Genomic DNA, 22,332 nt, shown 5'->3' with positions numbered 1-22,332 from the left:
GGGCGCGAAGCATAACAAAACAACACAAAAAATCGTGTAACATACGTACTTCCTTGTAAAAAAACTGCTTGGTATTAGCTGCCTTCTTAGATGTCTGGGCCCTATTGGTCGCGATGAACATCTTGAATAGGATCGAGACAGGCACGTAATTGAGCTGCTAATAGCTGGACATGCGGTTCCTTGAGCATTCCAAAGTGGTCGCCAGGCGAAATAAAGAGATCCAGACCGCCCGTTGCAATTATGCGCCAGGCTGCAAGGGTATCCTGTCCGGTCTGAACGCTCTGTTCAGACTGAAAATAGCTTATGCGATCTGGGTAGACACGTGGATGATAATCCAGCGTGGCTCGCACATCTGCCTTATAGACTTGTATCAATCTGCTGATGAGAGAGCAATCAGCGTCTGCTGGCACTACATGAGCAGATTTTGCCTGTTCCAGGATATAAAGCAACTGTTCTTCAGGCGTGCGTTGAGATAAATCTGTATAGGTTGCGGAAAGGTCCAGACCGCTCTTCGTGCCCAATTGAGAGACGAATCTGGCCAGGATGACCGCATCCTGGTTGATTGTCTCCGGGCTATCCTGACTGTTCTGTTCCCTGGTAAAGAGAGCAGGCGTGTCTAGTAATGCCAGGAGCGCTACCTGTTGTCCCTGTTCACGAAGTTGAGAGGCCACTTCCACTGCAATCAGGCCGCCACTCGACCAGCCACCCAGGAGGTATGGACCCTCAGGTTGCTGGCTACGTATCGCTTTGATGTAGACGGTCGCCATCTCTTCAATACTGCTAAGAGGCGCTTCCTCCGGGTTTAATCCCTGGGCTTGCAATCCATAGAGAGGTTGATCCTTTCCTAAATGTTGTGCTAAGCCTGCATAACAGAGAACATTTCCTCCTGTCGGGTGCATCAAGAAGAGTGGCCGTTTCGGTCCCTCTGTCTGTATACCTATAAGAACTGAGACTACATTTGACTGATTGCGCAGTGTGCTTGCCAATTGCTCGATGGTTGCCCCTTGAAATAACGCCGATAAAGGAAGCGCACGTGCAAAGTGTTTCTGGATCTGTGACAGCAAGCGTACTGCAAGAAGTGAGTGACCTCCAATCTCAAAAAAGTTCTCTGTAACCCCAATCGGATGTCTGTGAAGGCATTCCTCCCAGATCTGCACGAGCTGGTATTCCAGGGGGTCGCGTGGCCCAACCAGGAGCTCTTGCGTATGGAGCGAGGAGAGGTTGGCCGGTGGCGGTAGAGCGCGGCGATCCACCTTTCCATTGGGCATGAGTGGTAGCTTTTCAAGAACGAGAAAGAAAGCGGGAAGCATATGTTGTGGAAGCGATCCCTTCAGGGAAGCTTGTAGCTCATAGATGGTTGAGAGCTGCGCATCTTTCCAGACAACGTATGCTACCAGCTGTTTTTCGCCGGGCCGCTCCTCATAGACACAGACGACGGTATCATAGACGTTTGGGAAGAGCCGGATGGCCGTTTCGATCTCTCCAGGCTCTACGCGGAAACCACGCAGTTTCACCTGATTATCAAGACGTCCTCCAAACTCAATGGTGCCATCTGACAGAAAACGAGCTCGATCGCCACTTTGGTAGACGCGTGTGCGATTGCCAAAAGGATTGGGGCGAAACTTTTCTGCGGTGAGTGCCGGGTAGCCAGGGTATCCACGAGCTAGGCCCGCTCCACCAATGATGAGCTCACCCCAGACTCCAATTGGGACCGGTTGCTGGAAGCGATCCAGAATGGCAACCTGGACGTTTGTGAGCGCTCGTCCAATAGAGGTGTTGTGTTCAGGTGGTTGGGTTGCATCAACTACTTGCAGTGTTGCTATAACCGTTGTCTCGGTTGGGCCATACGTATTGACGAGCTGGATAGATGCTGGTACGTGCTGTTGCCAGAGCGATAACTTTTCTGTCTGGACCTGCTCGCCACCAATGATAACAAGACGAAGCCTTGTCAGCAGACTCGGTTCAATTGTTCCAGAATGGGCGGCCATTTCATGCCAGAATGCTGTTGGGAGATCCAGGATCGTGATGCCCCACTGATGACAGACATCAAGAAAGAACGGAATACTACTCAGCATTGCATCGTTGCGCAGGACAAGGGTTGCCCCACTGGTCAGCGTGGCATAGATCTCCTCAACGCTGATATCAAAGTTGATGGATGCGAACTGTAACGTTCGATCGCCTATAGTCATAGTGTAGACGGTCCTGGCGGATTCGATGAAGTTCACAACTGAGTGATGCTGAATGGCGACGCCTTTAGGTCTTCCTGTAGAGCCCGACGTGTACATCGTATATGCCAGATTCAGAGCTGTGACCGTCGTATCCGTCAGGTTTATGGCTGTGGCGGCGTTCTCTAGATCAGGCGAGCTTTTATCACCGATGATCGCCCAATCTGCATCAAGATCAATGACCGTACCAGCATAGCGTGGGAAATTTGCTTTAAGCGCTGTCTGGGTCAGGAGAATATGAATGTGGGCATCCTGCACCATCAATGCGAGACGATCCTGTGGATAGGTCGGATCGAGCGGAACGTATGCTCCGCCAGCTTTGAGAATGCTCAGCAGCCCGACGATCAGCGCAGTGCATCGAGGGAGGCAGATCCCTACGTTCACCTCTGGACCAACGCCTACAGTGCGCAGATAGATGGCTAATTGATTGGCGCGTTGATTTAAAGTTGCGTAAGTGAGCTGTTCCTGCTCATAGACAAGGGCGATTGTGTCCGGAGTATGAAGCACCTGCTCCTCAAATAGATGATGGAGACAGCGTCTCTGTGAAGCCGTTTGATTGTCGTTTTGCCATGGCGACAGATAGTGCTGTTGTTCGATATCCGTCAGTATAGGAAGCGTGGAGAGCTGCTGTTGTGGATGAGCAACGATGCCTTGCAGAAGGATCGAAAGATGATCAAGCATCCGTCGGATGGTCTGGGCATCGAACAGATCAGTGTTATATTGCAGGCTCATCTGCAAATGATCTCTAGACTCCGTCACCCAGAGCGAGAGATCAAAGTTTGCTCTGGTATTGCCTACTCCAGTCTCACGGAGCGTGAGATCAGCCAGGGCCGGGATTGGCTCAGGCATATTTTGTAAGATGAGCATAACTTGAAAAAGGGGTGTGATGCTGAGATCATGATTTCGTCCCAGATCCTGGAGGATTTTTTCGAAAGGGATCTCTTGATGGGCATACGCACCCAGGGTTACCTCACGGACACGCCTCAGGAGCTCCTGGAAGGTTGGATTTCCTGATAGATCGGTTCGGAGCACAAGATTGTTGATAAAAAAACCGATCAGTCCCTCCGTCTCAGCGTGAGTGCGACCAGCGATAAATGTTCCAACACATATATCGTCCTGATCGGTATAGCGCCAGAGCAACGTCTGCCAGGCTGCAAGCAGTGTCATAAATAAGGTAACCTCTTCACGCTGGCTCAACGTCCTGAGTGCCATGGTAAGCTGCGTGTTGAGCATGAGAGACTCGACACTACCTGAGAATGTTTGGATGGCTGGTCGTGGTCGATCAGTTGGAAGATTCAGAATGGCCGGTGCATTTTTGAGGTGTTGACGCCAATAATTGAGAGCTTCCTGGGCATCACTTTCGAGCCAGTTGCGCTGCCAGACAGCGAAATCACTGTATTGAATCGGCAGTGGAGGGAGAGATGGGGCAATTCCAGAGGAAAAAGCCTCATAGAGCGCGGCTAATTCTCGATAGAATATACTCATCGACCATCCGTCAGAGACAACATGATGCATGGTCAACAGGAGGAGGAATTCCTGCCCATCCAATTGGAGTAAGCTTGTGCGCAACAGGGGACCATGTGCCATATCAAAAGGTAACCGGGCTTCTTGCGTAGCCAGGTACGTAGTGGTTCTGGCTTTGACATCTGTTGGAAGCGTGCTCAGATCGATCAGCCGTGGCGTTATCTGAAGGGTCGCTTCCACGATTTGTACGGGCTGGCCATCCTGCAAATCGAACCTGGTGCGAAGGACTTCATGGCGACGGACAATTTCGTTCAGGCTCTGACTGAGGGCCGGGATATGTAATGCGCCGTTGATGCGTAGGCCCACAGGGATAGTATAGGCCGAGAGATTGGGCATAAGTTGATCGAGAAACCAGAGCCGTTCCTGCGCAAATGAGAGTGGCGCGGGTCCCTGCTCCTGGCGTGGCCTGATCGTCTGTACCACGGCTGTGTCAAAACCATCTTCAGCTAGAAGCAGCGCCAGCAACGCCTCTCTCTCTTCATCCTCGTCCTCGGTGAGCGCATCCAGATCGTTCATCGGATTATCCTTTCCTTTGTTTTTCTTGAAGGCGAGCACGAATCTCAGCGGGCGACATACTATCGAGCTGCTTGCGGCGTCTGGCAATGGCGAGAAGCTGGCCGGGCTGCGTCTCAAAGGTAGTCAGTGCTTCGGCAAAGTCAGCAACGGTAGGTGCATTAAAAAGTGTGTGGAGCGGGACCTCTATTTTAAACATCCGGCGGACCTGAGAGATGACCTGTGTTGCCAGAAGTGAATGTCCACCATGTTCAAAAAAACTATCATGAATGCCAGCCTGTGTGCCTCCGAGAAGCTGTGTCCAGATTTTCAAGAGCAGCTCTTCAACAGCAGTTCGCGGGGCCACATAGGTGTCGGTAGAATTCGTCTGTACTTCAGGATGGGGGAGGGCTCGCTGATCCACCTTGCTATTTGGCGTGAGTGGGAATCTATCCAGGAAGACGAATGCAGTTGGGAGCATATAATTGGGAAGACGTTCTTTGAGGAAGCGGCGCAGCAATGGAAGCAGATATCGCTGGAGCTCTTCGAGCGATAGCTCTGTTGCTCCATCAAGACCTTCAAGCGACGGCTCTTTCTCCCGAAGCTGTTTGATCATCTCCTGATCATGGGCTTTCGGGACAATATAAGCGATGAGGCGCGTCTCTCCCTGCGTCTCCTTACGTGCCAGGACGATAGCTTCTTGTACAGTCCAGTGCTGACGCAGGATCGCCTCAATCTCGCCGAGCTCAATGCGGAAGCCACGAATTTTCACCTGATGGTCGCGCCGTCCCTGAAATTCGATTGTACCATCCGGTAGATAGCGTGCCAGATCGCCCGTTTTATAGAGGCGTGCCCCTGGCTCAGTGCTGAAGGGATGAGGCACAAACTGTTCAGCAGTCAGCGCAGGATGATGGAGATAGCCACGTGCCAGACCTGCCCCACCGATAAAGATCTCCCCGATCACCCCGACTGGAACTGGGTGCATGGAGTCATTGAGAAGATAGATCTGGACATTGGCGATAGGACGACCAAGTGGAACAACCAGCCTGTGTGCCAGCTCCTCCCCAGCGTTTGTCGTGGTAAAGATCGTTGCTGTGATGGTCGCCTCCGTTGGACCATACGAACTGATAAAGGTTGCCGGGCGTCTGGTAGCCTGTGCCCAGGTCTGTACTTTATCAATCGCAGCCATCTCTCCCCCTGTCATGAAGACGCGCAAAGAAGAGGGCAGCGAGAGGTTGCTCGTTGTGATATCTTCGATCCATTGATGCCAGAAGGCAGTTGGCACATCCAGGACACTCACCTGTTGCTCCTGGCAGAGGCGCCAGAGTTCATAGTTAGATAATTCATTGGGCGCTCGATGCAAGACCAGCGTTGCTCCGCTAATCAGCGTTGGAAAGAGCTGTACCGCCGAAGCATCAAAGCTGATGGAGGCAAATTGCAGGAAACGCTCTGCTGGTGCAAGCTCGATTGCCTGGACCATCGCAAGCGCATGATTGACGAGTGCTCCATGTCGTACCACGATCCCTTTGGGGAGACCAGTGGACCCTGATGTAAAGATGACATACACCGCATTATCTGGCCCGGTCCGGGTTGGTGGATTGTCGATACATTCGGTCGCAAAGCGCTCCTCGTGTGGGTCTAAGCGAATCACATTCACATTGTATTCAGAGAGCCATGGAAGCACCTGTGGTTGCGTCAGCAGAAGAGAGAGCTGGCTCTCCTGAATGAGGAAAGCCAGCCGTTCTTGAGGGTAGAGGGGATCTAGCGGTAGATAGGCTGCTCCAGCCTTCAGGATGCCAAACAGCCCCACAAGCAGCTCGAGCGATCGTTCCATTGCCAGCCCGACCAGATCTTCTGGTCCAATCCCCAGCCTGATCAAAAAATGCGCCAGCTGATTGGCTTTCTGATTGAGCTCTTGATAGGTGAGAGAGCGATGTTCAAACGTTGCAGCCACCGCTGTCGGTGTGCGCTCGACCTGCCGCTCAAATAATGTGTGGAGACAGTGTTCTGATGATTGTTCAGAGCCGGGCCAGGGGAGAGTTGATGGAGGAGTGGGCTCCGTGTTCCACGCCACGAGCAATTGATAGCGCTCTTCTGCAGTCAAGAAGGGTAGTGCAGTAAGGCGATGGTCAGGGTTGTCAACAACGCTCTGAAGGAGCCCTTCAAAGTGCGTTGCCAGGCGTGTGATAGTGGAGGAATCGAACAGATCGGTATTATATTGGAAACGGCAGAGATCGTTAGAAACAGCCAGCGTCAGGTCAAACTGAGCCCCATTCTCTTCAACGCCTTCGACCTCAATCAGGAGCTCTCCCGCCTGGATAGGCAACTGGACAATGTTCTGGAAGAGGAACATGACCTGAAATAAAGGCGAGTAACTGGGGTCACGGGTTGGCTGTACCCGCTCGACCACCTTGTCGAATGGTGCATCGGCATGCGCGAATGATTGTAGCGCCATCTCACGAATGCGCCCAAGGAAGGTGCGAAAGGAAGGATCACCTGAAAGATCCGCCCGCAAGACCAGCGTATTCGCCACAAAACCAATAATCTGTTCAAGACCGGATCGATTGCGCTGAGCAATAGGAGTTCCGATGAAGAGCGTTTTTTCATTGCTATACCGTGACAGAAGGACTGCATAGACCGCTAAAAAGAGCATATAGGGAGTAATGCGCTCTTTTTGAGCCAGTTTCTTTAAGGAATCAAGCAGAGATGCAGGCAGACGGCGGGTGATCCAGGCGCTTTTATACCCCTGTACCGCTGGTCTGGCGCGATCAAAAGGCAATTGAAGCACCGTAGGAGGCGGGGTCAACTGCTCTTGCCAGTATGCGAGATGTTGCTCTTGTTCGCTTGCTGTATCTTGCAGCCAGGAGACATAATCGCCCAATTGGAAAGGGGGTTCAGTGAATGGGGAGGTCTTGCCAGCGTTATATGCCTGATAAAGAGTACTGAGCTCCTGAATCAAAACGCGTAACGACCAGGCATCAGCAATAATATGGTGTAACACAAGAAAGAGCTGATGCTCTCTCTCTCCCACCGTAAAGAGCGTCGCATGGATGAGTGGCAATTGTTCAAGATTGAAAGGGCGCAGGAGCTCTTGCTCCAGACAGGTGCGAAGCGTAGGGATGCGCTCTGGTTCAGGGAGCGTTGATACATCACGTCTGGCCAGGGAAAGGACAAGTTCGGGGACAATAACCTGCGCTGGTCGTCCGTCAGCACGCAAAAGAAAATGAGTTCGGAGAGCCTCGTGACGCTGGACAACCTCTTGCAGTGCCCGCTCGAGAGCATCTTCATTTAGCGGTCCGGTAAGGCGTAAAAGCAGAGGCAAATGATAGGCAGTAGACTGTGGTACCAGCTGGTCTAAAAACCAGAGACGTTCCTGCGAAGGTGCGAGAGCAACCTCTTGTCGTGGTGCATGTTTGACAATCTCTGTACGTGGGGAGCGCTGTGACCGCTGCTCAGTCTGATCCAGCTTAAGCAGCGAGAGGCGTTGACGAAGTTGTGAGGGATCGAGTTGATCCATAAAAATCCTTTCAGAGGACCCATATCCCTTCAGGTTATGGGAGGAATGAAAGGCACCCGCAGGTGCACATAACTATAGCCGTCTGCACGATGTCCCCGACGCAGATACTTTAGGTGCAGATCCACCTTGCTCGAACGGAGCCAGTGTTTCAAGATTGAGACTGGTCAGGTGTGGACCTGCTATTTATGCAAGCCCCCCTGACTTAACTCCTTTCGCAACAGCGGATCTTCTCTCGCGAACTTTTCTTATCTTTGTATACTTTAACTGCTTGCTTAATAGTACTATCGCACTCATAAACTATAACATAGTAATATACTTATTTACAATGGCTGTAATTGACGAATAGTCTTGTACCAATTAACCATAATTTATGGTCCTACTACTATCAAGACTGTCCTGATCTTTGTGTTTTTTTCAGAATTACATAACAATTTCATTCAGAATTGGTACTATCATAACCTTTCAAAGCTCTCCTATCACTTTTAATTCTTTCTGACGTGCAAAAGTATTTCTACAATAGCGCTTCAATTATCTTGACAAAAAGAGAATAATGTAGCTATACTATCTGCGAATGAAGCTTACGAAGAGAGCATTCACAATTAAGAAGAAAATAGTCATTGGGAATTTCTTATTTTCTACGGTCTCAAATTTCAGTAAAGAGAGATAGCATTTTTTTACATAAAAAGTCTTTGAACGGGCAACGTTCAGAGCCGTAACAAGGTGTAGCTCTTGTCAGAGTCACCCTTGGAAGAACAGTGTGGGATCAGTAAAGGAGTACGATCTTGGACTTTCAGCCTGATGGAGCAGCCCATACACAGGCGAATGAGCAATACCTGGCAACTGGTGATGATCCCCTATCTATGGCCCCATCCTTATCCCAGGAACAGGATCAATCAAGACACCTTTCGACACAAATCTTGCCTTCAGATGAACAACAACGACTGTTTGCTTCATGGTTCGCGACCCGGCGCCCCTATGCCATTATTCCTCCTTTCCATTCTTTGTTTGAGGAGCAGGTTATTCAACGCCCTGATGCCATCGCCTTAGTCTTTGGGGAGCACTCGTTGACCTATGCAGCTTTGAATGAGCGGGCGACCCATCTGGCCTATCTATTGCAGGCTGTTGGGGTTCGTCCAGAGGTATGTGTTGCACTTTATCTGGAGCGCTCACTGGAGACGGTCATCGCCATACTGGCAGTGCTTAAGGCAGGCGGCGCATATGTGCCGCTCGATCCGACGGCTCCACAGGCGCGACTGGCATTTATGCTCAGTGATTGTACAGCTTCTATTCTGATTACCCGATCCCATTTGCAGGCCAGACTTCCCAGCGATTATGCAGGACGGCTTCTCGTATTTGAAGAGTTATCTGAAGAGCTTGCCCATCCGCTATCGCTCCGTTCCTGGCAGAGAGACTCCTTGCAGGCAGTCAATCTTCTCTATACTTCCGGGTCAACTGGCCAACCGAAAGGCGTGATTAATACGCACCAGGGGCTGTATAATCGCCTCTTCTGGATGCAGGATCGTTATCGCTTGCGACCTGATGACCGGGTACTTCAGAAGACGCCATATAGTTTTGATGTCTCAGTCTGGGAGATGTTCTGGCCCTTACATAATGGGGCAACATTAGTTCTGGCACATCCAGAGGGGCATCGAGATAGTGCCTATCTCGCATCTTTGATTCAAGAGCAAGAGATTACCGTTGCACACTTTGTGCCCTCCATGTTGCATATCTTTTTAGAGGAACCAGATCTGACACAATGCACCTCCCTTCGCTATCTCTTTTGCAGCGGAGAGGCGCTCTCAGTAGGATTGCAGCAGCGCTGTTTGGAGCGCCTGGAAGTTGAGCTCTTTAATCTCTACGGTCCAACCGAAGCTGCGATTGAGGTTACGGCCTGGACCTGTCTTCGTGACAGTGCCTTGAGTACCGTCCCCATTGGTCACCCTATCTCGAATACAGCAATTGTCCTGCTTGATGAACATGGATGCCCTGTTCCTGCTGGCACTCCAGGAGAGCTGGGTATTGGCGGTATGGCTCTGGCACGAGGCTATCATCGGCGACCGGACCTGACGGCTGAGCGGTTTCGACCTCATCCTTGCAGTCCAGAGCCAGGAGCTCGTCTCTACCTGACAGGGGATCTTGCCCGAGAGTTGCCAGACGGCAGCTTTGAATTTTTAGGCCGGCTCGACTATCAGGTGAAGCTTCGAGGTCAGCGTATTGAATTGGGTGAGATCGAGTTCGCTCTTGAACAGCATCCAGACCTTCGTGCCTGCCTTGTGCAGGTCCAGACCTTCAACGTGAATGATCAACGCCTCGTTGCCTATCTGATCGCAACAACAGAGCAGAGGCCCGCGCCGAAAGAACTGCGAGCGTTTTTGAGCTTGAAGCTTCCCGAGTATATGATTCCATCCCTCTTTATCTATCTTGAGGCCTGGCCATTGCTCTCAAATGGGAAGATCGATCGACGTGCACTCCCAGTTGCCCCTATCGGCAAGCGACCAGTACCTCAACCGGCGACTGTACATCAGACCAGTCATGAGACGACATCATGAAGATGTGGTTGCAGATGGGAGTACCCTGATCAGTCACAGCGGGCCCGGACAGAGTATGCATTATTTATTCAAATAGTACTTATTTATCCAATGTTCATCTTGCACAAAGATTGAACAGTACTACCCCCTGAGGAGATATTTTGTGGAGCAGACCGAAAATACATACCGCCCGGCTGTCTTTGTGACAATCTGGGTTGGGCAGATGATCTCGTTACTAGGATCTGGGATGAGTGGGTTTGCATTGGGTGTTTATCTCTATGAACAGACGCACTCAGTAACACAATTTGCACTACTCTATTTGTTTGTGTTTCTCCCGCAGATTGTGATTACTCCTCTCTCAGGGGTGATAGCAGATCGTTACAACCGGCGTAACATTATGATTGCAAGCAATATTGGGGGCGTGCTGACAACGGGCCTGCTTATCCTGCTGGTCCAGACCAATGCTCTCCAGGTCTGGCTGATCTATCTCATCTCGATCCTCTTTGCTATCTGCAACGCCACCCTGTTTCCACCCTATGCCGCCTCTGTTCCGATGCTGGTGCCTAAAGAGCAGTTAGGGCGTGCCAATGGCATGGTACAGTTTGCGAACTCCATCTCCCAGACCCTCGCCCCACTCTTAGCAGGTGTGCTTGTCGTAACGATTCATTTATCGGGTATTGCTCTGATTGATGGCATTACCTTTCTGGTGGCGGTCGGAACGCTCCTGTTCATTGCTATTCCTCAGCCGGAGGCTACGGGCAAAAAGCGTCAGCCGATTGTAAAGGATGCCATGGCTGGTCTCAGTTACATCACTGCGAAGCCAGGTCTACTGGGTTTGCTTGCCTTCTTTGGGGTTGCCAACATTAGCGTCTCATATTGCAGCGCGTTGATTACCCCTATCGTTCTCAGCTTTGCCGATACGCAGGCGCTCGGGCTGGTCTCGGCTGTCGGTGGGGCAGGTTTGCTCGGTGGATCGATTCTCATGACCATCTGGGGAGGTCCGAAGCCACGCATTCATGGTGTGCTGGCCTTTGGTATTCTCTTTGGCATCTTTGTCTCTCTGGTAGGTATCCATGCCTCTGTGATTACTATCGCAATTGCAAATTTCCTGCTCTGTTTCTGTATTCCGATTGTGAATGGGTCCAATATGACGATCTGGCAGACGAAAGTGCCAGGAGAGCTCCAGGGGCGAGCCTTCTCTTCACTGCGGCTCCTTGGGTGGTCAACTGTTCCACTGGCCTATCTTACCGCTGGTCCACTGGCTGATCACGTCTTCGAGCCACTGCTGAGCGCGCATGGAGCCCTTGCTGACAGCCTTGGGAGCGTGATTGGTGTTGGATCTGGACGTGGTATGGCCTTCATTTTGCTCCTCATCGGCCTGTTGCCCATTATTGGTGGCATCGTCGGCTACCTTAGCCCACGTGTGCGCAACCTGGAACAAGATATCCCTGCTCCAGGCGTAGAGCAAGAGCTGCCAGCTGCGACCAAAGCCTGATCGGATTGGTGCTGTGCTCAGAGAAGTGGGAGATGAAGACAAGAGAGCAGAGAAAGAATAAATACGATGCAAGATGGCAATAGACAGACAGATGCCAGGGATCTCGCTGCGCTACCGCCGCACTTGATGCTCCTGGATGGTGGTGAATGGGCTATCTGGCGCTGGGTTGCACTGCGTAGTGCTGGTTTCTCACATGCTATTCTTCGTCCGCTTGTAGCTTCAACCTGTGTGGAAGCGGCAGAGGAATATCTTTCCTTAGAGCGTCAGCCGCAGATCACAGCAGATGAACTGGCGGCCAGCCGGACAACGTTTGAGAAGGTTCATCAAGAGGCAAGGATGCAGACTCTTCGGGCCTTACATGACATTGGTCGCGCTCCGGCTTTTCGGGAAGCGCTCATCTGGCAGAATCGTCAGGTATTGCACTCAGGAGTCGATGTTCTGCTGGCTGTGCCACCGGAGCAGATGGCGCGCTCGGGAAAGTATCGGAAGAAAGAGGCCTTAGTTACACGCTATATCCAGCGTTACTGTACAAAAAACGATACCATTAGCTTCTTTGGTCCAGCGGGCTGGGCGCGTTGCATGGATGATGGCCCTGCGCTGACAGTGCAGCCAGGGCCCACATTGCTGGCGAAACGCACGACGTATTTTGAGGGCTGGTGTATTGATGCTCTGGCAGAACACCTGGCCAGGGATCAAGCGTTTGAGCCCTGGCTGGTCCCGCGGCTCTTTCCGCATTTATGGCTTGTCGGGACGAAGCTGCATCGAGCTCTGGCGTCAGCAATCGAATTGGAGCCCGCGCAGGCAGTAGTCCTGGCTGCCTGTGATGGTGTGAGCTCAGCTCAGCAGATTGCTCAGAATATCGTGCATCGGGCCGTTCCAGGAGCGATGAGTGAGGCCGATGTCTATGCCATCTTACGTCATCTTCGGAGCAAGCATTATATCGCCTGGACCCTGGAAATTTCAGTTGAGGGTCTGCATCCAGAGCAGCGTTTGCGCTCGCGGCTGGCGTCGATTGGAGAGAGCAGTCTACGTACGTCAGCCCTCGAGGCGTTGGACGAGTTAGAGAAAAAGAGAGATGAGCTGGTAGAGGCCAGAGGTGATGTTGAGCGTCTCGACCGGGCAATGACCAATCTTGAGGAGACCTTTAGCCGTCTGACTGGTCGGGATGCGACACGGCTTGCAGGCTCGATGTATGCTGGTCGCACGCTGGTCTACGAAGATTGCCAACGAGACGTGGACGTAAAGCTGGGCCCGGAACTTGCCAGTACGTTAGGAGCACCGCTCTCTCTCCTTCTCACCTCAGCTCGCTGGTTTACGTATGAGGCTTCGACTCTTTATCAGGATGCCTTTCAAACGATCTATGAGGAGCTCACTACCCAGAAGCAGTCTACCCGGATCGCATTTGGTGATTTCTGGCCCTATGCCAACGCACTTTTATTTGATCGCAAGCATCCGCTCCTCAAAACATTGTGTCACCGCTTTCAACAGCGCTGGCAGGAACTGCTGAAACCCTCATTGGAGCAGCGTCATATGAGCTACCAGGTGGCGGAACTGCGGCAGTCTGTCTTAGAGACCTTTGCCGCTCCCGGACCAGGCTGGCGTGCGGCCCAGTACCATAGCCCTGACATTATGATTGCTGCTCCCTCTCTTGAACGATTGCGTCAGGGAGAGTATTCCTATATCCTGGGCGAGCTTCATCCAGCCGGGAATACTCAGCGTATTGCGACATTGATTGAGCAGCATCCGGCAGCCGATGAGCTCTATCGTGCCATCGAAGTGGACTGTCCTCAGTCGCTGGTTTTGCCCATCTTCTCAAGAGAGGCGAGAGGCATCAGCGCGCGGATGGGGAATGGCTTTGTGCGCTCTAAGGATTGGCGGCTGATCTTTGCTGGGGATTCATGCGAGGTTCCAGTGGAGCAGGCCTTACCTATTGGTCTCCTGGAGATTGAACGGTCGGATACTGGTCTTGTCGTGTACACGCGTGATCGTGCGCACCATTGGACGCTCATTGAGCTCTTAGGTGACTTGATTATGCTACAGATATTGCAGCATTTCTCTCTGTTACCGCAGGCCATGCATACACCGCGGATCAGCTTTGATCGCCTTGTGGTCCTGCGTGAAACCTGGTGTTTTGCAGCTGAGGAGATCGCGTTCGCGGCCCTCTCTTCTGAATCTGAGCGTTTTCTGGCCGCTCGCCGCTGGCTGCACACTCATCAGCTCCCACGTCATCTCTTTTTGAAGACCCCTGGCGAAACCAAGCCATTCTATGTTGATTTTGAGAGCCTTGTCTCTGTCGATATCTTTGCCCATGCAGTGCGCCGGGCCGCCGATAGCAAGGAGACCATTACAGTCAGTGAGATGCTCCCAGATCTGCATGAAACCTGGTTGATAGATCAACAACAACAACCATACACGAGCGAACTGCGTTTTGTAGCGGTCGATCAACACGTCTGTTGAGAAAGGTAGCAGACATTCATGCAGAAGACAGCAACCTATCTGAGCACCCCTTTACAGAATGGCCTGCTCTTTAATAGCCTTGTTTCTCATGAGCCAGGTGTGGATGTGATCCAGGTGATCTGTGACCTCCCAGAAGCTATACAGGCGCAGCACTTCCTGCACGCCTGGCAGTTGATTAGTGCCAGACATGAGACGTTGCGAACCGCCTTTCGTTGGGAAGAGACGGCTCAACCGATGCAAGAGATCTTTCCGGATGTGACCGTTTCGTTTACTGAAGAAGATTGGTCGGATGGTACTGATGCAGAGTGTCAGGAGCGCCTGGAAGGCTACCTGCGCCAGGATCGTCAGCGTGCATTCATCCCCTGGACTCCTCCGCTATGGAGGGTGGCCCTGATCAAACGTGCTGCTCAGCTTTACTGGTGCATCTTGACCTTCCATCATGCCATCCTGGATGGGCGCTCTCTGCCGATTGTGCTAGACGAGGTCTTTACGTCCTATCGCGCAGCCGTGACCGGCGTTGTAAGCACTCTGCCGCCAGCTATCCCCTATCACGACTACGCCTCCTGGTGGCAGCAGCAGGATCAGGCTGCCGATAACGTGTTCTGGCAAAAATGGCTTGCAGGCTTTGAGGCATCTGTTCCCCTGCCGGAAGACGGCAGGCATGGGGCTGGCCAACCGTATGACGTGGCAGCTGGCATGAGCCATGTCGAGCACGATCTGATCCTTTCACCGGAGCTGAGTCAGGCGCTCCGTCAGTTTGCGCTCACACATGAGTTAACCCTGAATGCTCTTTTTCAGGGAGCCTGGGCTGTACTGTTACAGCGTTATAGTGGTCGAGAAGATATTCTGTTCGGAGAGATACGCTCGTGCAGACATAATACCGTCGCAGGAGCAGAGGAGATGGTTGGCTTCTTTTTAAATACGCTGCCGATGCGTATCGATGTTCAACCCTCAGCCTCAGTGCTCCCCTGGCTTCAGACAATTCGCGCCTCTCATCGCTCTTTACGCCAGCATCAATTTGCTCCACTGATGGAGGTACACCAATGGAGTCAGGTTCCACCAGGAACGCCATTGTTTACCAGTCTGTTTGTCTTTGAGCATCGCACCTTACAGAGCGTCTTAAGTGCCCGGGACGAAGATTGGCTCTCGCGCCGTGTGACGATACTCCGCAAGCCCAGTTATCCTCTGACGCTCTATAGTTTTGCTGAGCCAGAGATTCTCACCAAGCTGGTCTATGATCCACGCGTTTTTTCTGCACCAATGATAGAACGTCTGCTCAGGCATTTCAGTCATCTGCTGACACAGATGGTTGCCAATCCAGACGCGCTCCTGGCTGATCTCTCCTTACTGACCTCAGAGGAGCGGCAGCAGATGGTGGTTGAGTGGAATGCTACCGCATCCCCTTATGATGCGGAGACCTGTATTCATCAGCGGATCGAGGCGATTGCTGCTCAGACTCCCGAGGCCCTTGCAATCGAGATGGGAGCATACCGGCTTACCTATGCCCAACTGAATCGCAAGGCTAACCAGCTGGCTCATCTCCTTGGTTCACGAGGAGTGGGACCAGAGGCTCGTGTAGGTCTGTGTATGGAGCGCTCTTGTGAACTGATCGTTGGGCAGTTGGGGGTGCTGAAGGCCGGAGGAGCCTTTGTTCCTCTTGATCCTCACGCTCCCGAAGAGCGGCTCACCTCTTTATTACAGGATGCTCAGGTTACGATCCTTCTCACGTCGAGCAAGCTCTTACCTCTCTTTTCAGGTCAGACTTTTCAGACGATTGCGTTGGACCTTACCACTGATCTGCTGGGGGCATGGTCTGAGCAGAATCCCGCTGTTCGGCTGGATTCTGCCAATCTGGCCTACGTGATCTATACATCAGGCTCTACCGGTCGCCCAAAGGGAGTCGCTATTCAGCACGCCAGCCTGGCCAATCTGGTCGCCTGGCATCAGCGCACATATGCCTTACAGGCGAGTGACTGCACAACGCATCTCGCCTCGCCTGCTTTTGATGCCTCCGTCTGGGAGATCTGGCCGACACTGGCGGCAGGGGCGAGCCTTCATCTGCCTGATCAGGAGACCGTACTGAATCCGCGTGCGCTGGTTGCATGGTATAGTGCTCACTCTATCACCCTGACCTTTCTCCCAACGCCGTTGGGGGAGGCTGTGCTGCAAGAGCCATGGCTGCAGAAGAGCAGTCTGCGTGCCGTTATGGTGGGTGGAGATCGCTTAACAAGGACACCTCAGGCAGGCGCTCCCTTCGATCTATACAACCATTATGGTCTGACAGAGACGACGGTTGTTGCGACCTGGACGCAGATCTTCCCTGATCCCTTGCCCGATCCGGCCCTGCCGATTGGCCGCCCGATTGATAATACAGAGACCTATCTGTTGGATGACTCTGGTCAACCAGTGCCCATCGGGGCTGTGGGGGAGCTCTTCATAGGTGGAGTGAGTCTGGCGCGGGGGTATCTGTTCCGTCCAGACCTGACCGCCGAACGGTTTGTGCCGCATCCGTGGAGCACACAACCAGGAGCACGTCTCTATCGCAGCGGAGACCTGGGCCGCTATCGATCCGATGGGCAGATTGAATTTTTAGGGCGACGGGATCAGCAGATCAAGCTGCGTGGCCAACGTATCGAGTTGGGAGAGATTGAGGCGACCTTGATGCAGCATCCAGACGTAGCAACCGCCCTGGCGCTTTTGTATGAGGTCAACGCTGCTCCTGAGGCCACGGGCTCCTCGAGCGTTCCTGGCGGACAGGGTGCCATACTGGTGGCTTATGTTGTGGCGGCTCCAGCGAAAACGCTCACTTCTGAAGAGCTACGACGCTTCCTCGGCCAGAAGTTGCCTGCTTCGATGGTGCCTACAAGTCTGATGGTGCTTGAAGCTTTGCCTCTCACACTGAATGGCAAGGTGGATCGTCGAGCGCTTCCTCCACCGATGGTTTTTTCATCCGTTGCTGAAGGGCAGGCACCTCGTACACCGATCGAACTGGCATTGGTGGAGATCTGGCTGCATATCCTTGGGCGGGCTCGCCCGGCTGGTCACACGGCGCTAAATATCCATGAATCTTTCTTTACTCTGGGTGGACACTCATTGCTTGCGGCTCAGGCTATCGTGAGCATGAATGAAAAATTTCAGGTCCATCTGCCCATTCGCAGTCTTTTTGATGCTCCAACTATTGCCCAGATGGCTGCTTTGATTACAGAGCACAGACAGACCCACTCAGGGGAGGAAAGGGAGACTATTCAACCCCTGAATCGCAGTCGCTATCGTACACAGAAAAAGGATGAAAGACGCTGATGACTGAAGATACTCTCTCTTTTCCACTTTCCCTCTCTCAAGAAGGGATGTGGTTAGCGATTCAGATAACTCCAGAATCTGCCGCATATAACATACCGTATCTGCTCAGCCTGACCGGCCCTGTGAATAAAGAGATCTTTGCTCGTACCCTGGGCGACATCATTGAGCGCCACGAGAGCTTACGAACCACCTTTGTGTTCCAGGATGGAGAGGTAGCTCAGATTGTATCTGAGTCCCTGCCTTTGCCGTATGGGGAGCATGACTTCAGAGAGACACCTGATCCTCTGGCTGCGGCGCACCAGTTTGCCCTTCAGGAGGCCCGGCGGCTCTTTGACCTTGCTACAGGCCCATTGCTCCGCGTCTGGCTCTTGCAGCTTGCTGATGAGAAGTATCAATTACTCTGTGTCTTTCATCACCTGATCTCCGATGGCTGGTCCATGGACGTGTTTCTCCGCGAACTATCAGAGATCTACACAGCCTACCATCAAGGGCAGCCTCAGACTCTTCAACCGTTACCGATCCACTATGCTGATTTCGCCGTCTGGCAGAGGGAGCGTCTGCAGGGGCCCATTCGTCAGAAGCTTCTCGATCACTGGCAGCAAGCACTGGCTGATGCTCCACCACTTCTCGCACTGGCTTCGGATCACCCTCGCCCATCGATACCATCGCTGAACGGAGCTACTCATATCCTGGAACTGCCGCATCTTCTGGCAGAACGTCTGATCGCCGTAGCGCAATCTGAGCAATGCACACTATTTATGGCGCTTCTGGCAGTATTTCAGGCGACCCTTTTCCGATCTACTGAGCAGACCGATCTGATTGTTGGAAGCCCACTGGCCAATCGTACTCTAGCGGAGGTGCAGGGTCAGATTGGGCTCTTCACAAATATGCTGCCGTTGCGTACGAAGATCGAGCCTGAGCTCTCCTGGCGTCAACTATTGAAGCAGGTACGGGATACGACCCTGGAGACATATGCGCATCAAGAGCTTCCCTTTGAAGAACTGGTCAAGGCCATCCACCCTATTCGCATTCCTGGTGCCTCTCCCTGTTTCCAGATTGCGTTCTCGCTCCAGCAGAGTGATCAAGAGACCCTTCGTTTGCCGGGGTTGCTCATAAAAACGCTGGATCTGCATAATAATACATCGAAGTTTGACCTGACGATGAACATGAAGCTCACGCCAGAGCACTTTAGCGCGACCTTTATCTATAGTACAGATCTATTTGAGGCACCAACTATTCAGCGTCTGGCCGACCATATGCAGTTGGTGTTAGAACAGATTCTGGCTCAGCCCGACGTTCAACTTGCCGCATTGCCTGCTCTTGTCCAGATATCCTCAAGCGTACAACCCGAGCCCCCTATCGAGCGTACAGAGCAGCCAGAGGAGAATGGAGTCCCTCTCGCATTGCAACGGACCCTTGAGCAGATGCTGGTCGAGATCTGGCAACAGGTGCTGGGGGTCTCTGAGTTGGAGGTTCAAGATAATTTCTTTGATCTGGGTGGCTATTCACTCTTGATGATCCAGGTTCAGCGACAACTTCAGGATCTCTTACATGTGCAGATTGCCTTGACCGACCTGTTCCGCTCTCCTACCGTTCAGACAATGGCCCACTTTCTGATTCATGGATTTCCGGAGGTGCCCGCCTTATTACAGCAGCGCGAACGAGGGCGAGCACGAGATGAAGCGTTAAGCCAGCAGCGAGCCCGCCGTCAGGCCCAACGTGCCCAGCGAGGAGCTCGTTCATGACAGAGTACACCAATACAGAGCACAACGCATCTCGTTCAGATATTGCAATCATTGGCATGTCCGGTCGGTTTCCTGATGCACCTGATCTTGACCAGTTCTGGCAGAACATTCGCGATGGGATTGAGAGCATTCGAGATCTTACAGATGCAGATCTCCTTGCCAGCGGGGTCAGTCCAACTGTATTTCACAAAGCAAATTATGTCAGGCGGCGTGCCGTTCTGGACAATACTGATCTCTTTGCGGCCAATTTCTTTGGCTATACGCCTCGTGAAGCGGCCATGACTGATCCACAGCAGCGCTTCTTTCTTGAGTGTGCCTGGCACGCGTTGGAGGATGCTGGCTATGACCCTGAGCGTATGACTGGCTTAGTCGGAGTCTATGGCGGGTCCAGTATGAACACCTATCTCTGGCAGGCTGCCCAGGACCCGGAAGTTGCGGCAAGCATTGGTACCCTCTCTTCTGATATGGGCAATGCGCCAGATTTTCTCTCGTTGCGGGTCTCCTATAAGCTGAATCTGCGCGGCCCCAGTGTCGTTGTGCAAAGCGCCTGTTCAACCTCTCTGGTCGCAGTTCATATGGCCTGTCAGAGCCTCTTAAATGGAGAATGTGATATGGCCCTTGCTGGTGGGGTCTCGATCCAGTTTCCTCAAGCAGGGTATCCCTACCGCGAGGGCGGTATTGCAGCCCCCGATGGACATTGCCGCGCCTTTGATAGTGCAGCCCAGGGGACGGTTCCAGGCAGCGGCGTCGGCATCGTAGTACTTAAACGTCTGACAGATGCAGTAGCAGATAGGGATAGTATCCGCGCAGTCATCAAGGGTTCGGCCATGAATAATGATGGTGCCCGTAAGGTCGGTTTCACCGCTCCCAGTAGCGAGGGGCAGGCAGCCGTTATTGCAGAGAGCCAGGCCCTTGCAGATATAGAGCCTGATAGCATCAGCTATATCGAAGCGCATGGAACAGGGACACCTGTGGGCGATCCCATCGAGGTCCAGGCACTTACACACGCCTTTCGTTCAGGTGGAAGCGTCGCAAAAGGCTTTTGTGCGCTGGGCTCACTCAAGACCAATATTGGTCATCTTGATGCCGCCGCAGGCATTGCTGGACTGATCAAAACGGTGCTTTCTCTTCAACACCGTCAACTACCTCCCAGCCTGCACTTTGTGCAGCCAAATCCTGCCTGTCAGCTAGAGACTGGCCCATTCTATGTCAATACACAGCTGCGTCCCTGGTCAGTTGATCGCTCAAGTAGCGTCAGACGGGCAGGGGTAAGTGCTTTTGGCATTGGCGGGACCAATGCGCATGTCATTCTGGAGGAGTCTCCAGCGCTGCCGCCTCGTCCATCTTCTCAGCCAGCCTCCCAACTACTGCTTCTCTCAGCGAAATCAGCCACTGAGCTGGAGCAGATGACAACGAACCTGATGAGCCATCTTGTTGCTCGGCCTGATCAAGAGCTGGCTGATATTGCGGCTACTTTGCAACTGGGAAGGCGCGAGTTGGCACATCGCCGTTTTCTGGTTGCTCAAAATCGACAGCAGCTTTTTGAGGGGGGAGAGCGTTGGATCAGCGGCGAGCAACATCGCCAGAATCAAGGGGTTGTCTTTCTCTTTCCAGGCCAGGGAAATCTCTCCGTCGGCTTGAGTGCTGGACTCTATCGGACAGAGCTGATCTTTCGGCAGACAGTTGATACCTGTGCCGACCTGCTACGCCCTTATCTGAAGCTTGATATTCGTACGCTCCTCTATCCAGAACCAGGGCAAGAGCAGCAGGCAGAGGCATCTCTTCAGGAAACGGCCTTTGCTCAACCAGTGCAGTTTGTACTGAGTTATGCCCTTGCCCAACTCTGGCAATCCTGGGGCATCCAACCTCAGGCCATGCTGGGGCATAGCCTGGGCGAATACGTTGCAGCCTGTCTGGCAGGTGTCTTTACCTGTGAAGAGGCTTTACAGATAATCGCCTATCGTGGAGCACTGATGCAAAAGATGCCCATCGGGTCCATGATCAGTGTCGCTCTGTCCGAGGAAGCTGTGCGGGCCAGGCTTGTACCAGGGGTAGAGATCGCCGCCTTGAATGGAGCAGAACTTACCGTCGTAACCGGTCCCCGTGAACTGGTAAGCGCATGGCAGGAGCAGCTAAGTGCAGATGGTATCACCTATCGTCCATTGCGCGTCACGCGAGCCTTCCACTCTGCTCTGCTGGACCCGATTATTCCAGAGTTTGTAGCGGCCTTGCGAGGAATAGCCTTGCGTGCGCCACAGATCCCCTATCTTTCAAATGTCAGTGGCACCTGGATTACCGCAAGTCAGGCTACCGATCCAGCCTATTGGGGGGCCCAGTTACGACAACCTGTCCAGTTTATACAGGGTCTGCATGTCTTACAATCACTTCCATCGGGGGCCTGGCTTGAAGTTGGGCCTGGGGCCAGCCTCAGTGGTCTGGCGCGTCGTTACCAGCAGACGGCAAAGCAGGATCAGACTTTCACAGTAGTGGCAAGTATGCCGCATCCAAAAGATAGACGTTCGGAAGATCTGGTACTGCTCGAGGCCGTAGGGCACCTCTGGCTTGCTGGCGTCTTACTCAACTGGGATGCACTTGTTGATCCCCATTGGCGAAAAGTGCCTCTTCCTACCTACCCATTTGAGCGCAGTTCATTCTGGTATGGTCCAAAAGGTCACCCGTCAGCAGAGCCTCCTGAGTCTCTGCCAGAACCTGCCAGCACGCCGTCACCTCAATTAGTAGAGAGGGCTGAAGATCTGGCCTCCTCTCGGATCAGCGTCATCGAAGAGATCATCATTGCAACCTGGAGTGAGTTAATTGGAGCCTTGCAGATCGAGCGGGAGACTGACTTTTTTCTCCTGGGAGGCGATTCTCTGGTTGCGAGCCTTGTGATAGCTCGCTTTACCGAGATTCTGGACGTCGAGGTCCCGCTGCGTTTCATCTTTGAGCATCCAATAGTCTCAGAGTTAGCCATCGCCATCGAGGAACTGCTGAGTGAAGAAGGAAAAGATTGATCTCTCTCCAGTCTGGTGTTGAAGTTAACGAGAAAAAG

8 protein-coding genes are annotated in these 22,332 nt (G+C 52.8%); 6 read left to right on the top strand and 2 right to left on the bottom strand.

The window, feature by feature from the left end:
* Nucleotides 1–101: 101 nt before the first annotated feature.
* Together EL628_RS16615 and EL628_RS16610 are read right to left on the bottom strand one after the other, a co-directional pair.
* Nucleotides 102–4,265, bottom strand: coding sequence for a non-ribosomal peptide synthetase (locus EL628_RS16615; RefSeq protein ID WP_126581039.1), 4,164 nt, complete (start codon nt 4,263–4,265; stop codon nt 102–104).
* Nucleotides 4,266–4,269: 4 nt separating this feature from the next.
* Entirely contained in the window at nt 4,270–7,758 is a 3,489-nt protein-coding gene (locus EL628_RS16610; RefSeq protein ID WP_126581038.1) for a non-ribosomal peptide synthetase, read from the bottom strand.
* A gap of 782 nt (nt 7,759–8,540) precedes the next feature.
* Here EL628_RS16610 and EL628_RS16605 point away from each other — a divergent pair.
* The 6 genes from EL628_RS16605 to EL628_RS16580 all read left to right on the top strand — a co-directional run bounded on the left by EL628_RS16605 (nt 8,541) and on the right by EL628_RS16580 (nt 22,294).
* Nucleotides 8,541–10,307, top strand: coding sequence for an amino acid adenylation domain-containing protein (locus EL628_RS16605; RefSeq protein ID WP_126581037.1), 1,767 nt, complete (start codon nt 8,541–8,543; stop codon nt 10,305–10,307).
* 142 nt (nt 10,308–10,449) lie between these two features.
* Complete coding sequence (locus EL628_RS16600; protein WP_126581036.1) at nt 10,450–11,781, top strand: MFS transporter; 1,332 nt, start codon at nt 10,450–10,452, stop codon at nt 11,779–11,781.
* Nucleotides 11,782–11,847: 66 nt separating this feature from the next.
* On the top strand, nt 11,848–14,238 hold the full coding sequence (locus tag EL628_RS16595; protein ID WP_126581035.1) for a lantibiotic dehydratase: 2,391 nt from the start codon (nt 11,848–11,850) through the stop codon (nt 14,236–14,238).
* An 18-nt stretch (nt 14,239–14,256) separates the two neighbouring features.
* Nucleotides 14,257–17,538, top strand: coding sequence for a non-ribosomal peptide synthetase (locus tag EL628_RS16590; protein ID WP_126581034.1), 3,282 nt, complete (start codon nt 14,257–14,259; stop codon nt 17,536–17,538).
* On the top strand, nt 17,538–19,283 hold the full coding sequence (locus EL628_RS16585; protein WP_126581033.1) for a condensation domain-containing protein: 1,746 nt from the start codon (nt 17,538–17,540) through the stop codon (nt 19,281–19,283). The genes EL628_RS16590 and EL628_RS16585 overlap by 1 nt, the downstream gene beginning before the upstream one ends.
* Nucleotides 19,280–22,294 carry a type I polyketide synthase gene (locus EL628_RS16580; RefSeq protein WP_126581032.1) on the top strand — a complete coding sequence of 1,005 codons (3,015 nt, stop codon included), beginning with the start codon at nt 19,280–19,282 and terminating at the stop codon, nt 22,292–22,294. Before EL628_RS16585 ends, EL628_RS16580 begins: the two co-directional genes overlap by 4 nt.
* The last annotated feature ends 38 nt before the right edge of the window (nt 22,295–22,332 follow it).

Origin of the sequence: Tengunoibacter tsumagoiensis (assembly GCF_003967535.1) — a bacterium.
Classification (GTDB): Bacteria; Chloroflexota; Ktedonobacteria; order Ktedonobacterales; family Ktedonobacteraceae; genus Tengunoibacter; species Tengunoibacter tsumagoiensis.
The sequence above is the reverse complement of the archived record's forward strand: the minus strand, read 5'-3'. Positions and strand labels throughout refer to the sequence as shown.

Excerpts from the sequence above, each read along its gene's own strand:
- EL628_RS16615 (WP_126581039.1), bottom strand. The coding sequence starts at position 4,265 with ATGAACGATCTGGATGCGCTCACCGAGGACGAGGATGAAGAGAGAGAG.
- EL628_RS16610 (WP_126581038.1), bottom strand. The coding sequence starts at position 7,758 with ATGGATCAACTCGATCCCTCACAACTTCGTCAACGCCTCTCGCTGCTT.
- EL628_RS16595 (WP_126581035.1), top strand. The coding sequence starts at position 11,848 with ATGCAAGATGGCAATAGACAGACAGATGCCAGGGATCTCGCTGCGCTA.
- EL628_RS16590 (WP_126581034.1), top strand. The coding sequence starts at position 14,257 with ATGCAGAAGACAGCAACCTATCTGAGCACCCCTTTACAGAATGGCCTG.
- EL628_RS16585 (WP_126581033.1), top strand. The coding sequence starts at position 17,538 with ATGACTGAAGATACTCTCTCTTTTCCACTTTCCCTCTCTCAAGAAGGG.
- EL628_RS16580 (WP_126581032.1), top strand. The coding sequence starts at position 19,280 with ATGACAGAGTACACCAATACAGAGCACAACGCATCTCGTTCAGATATT.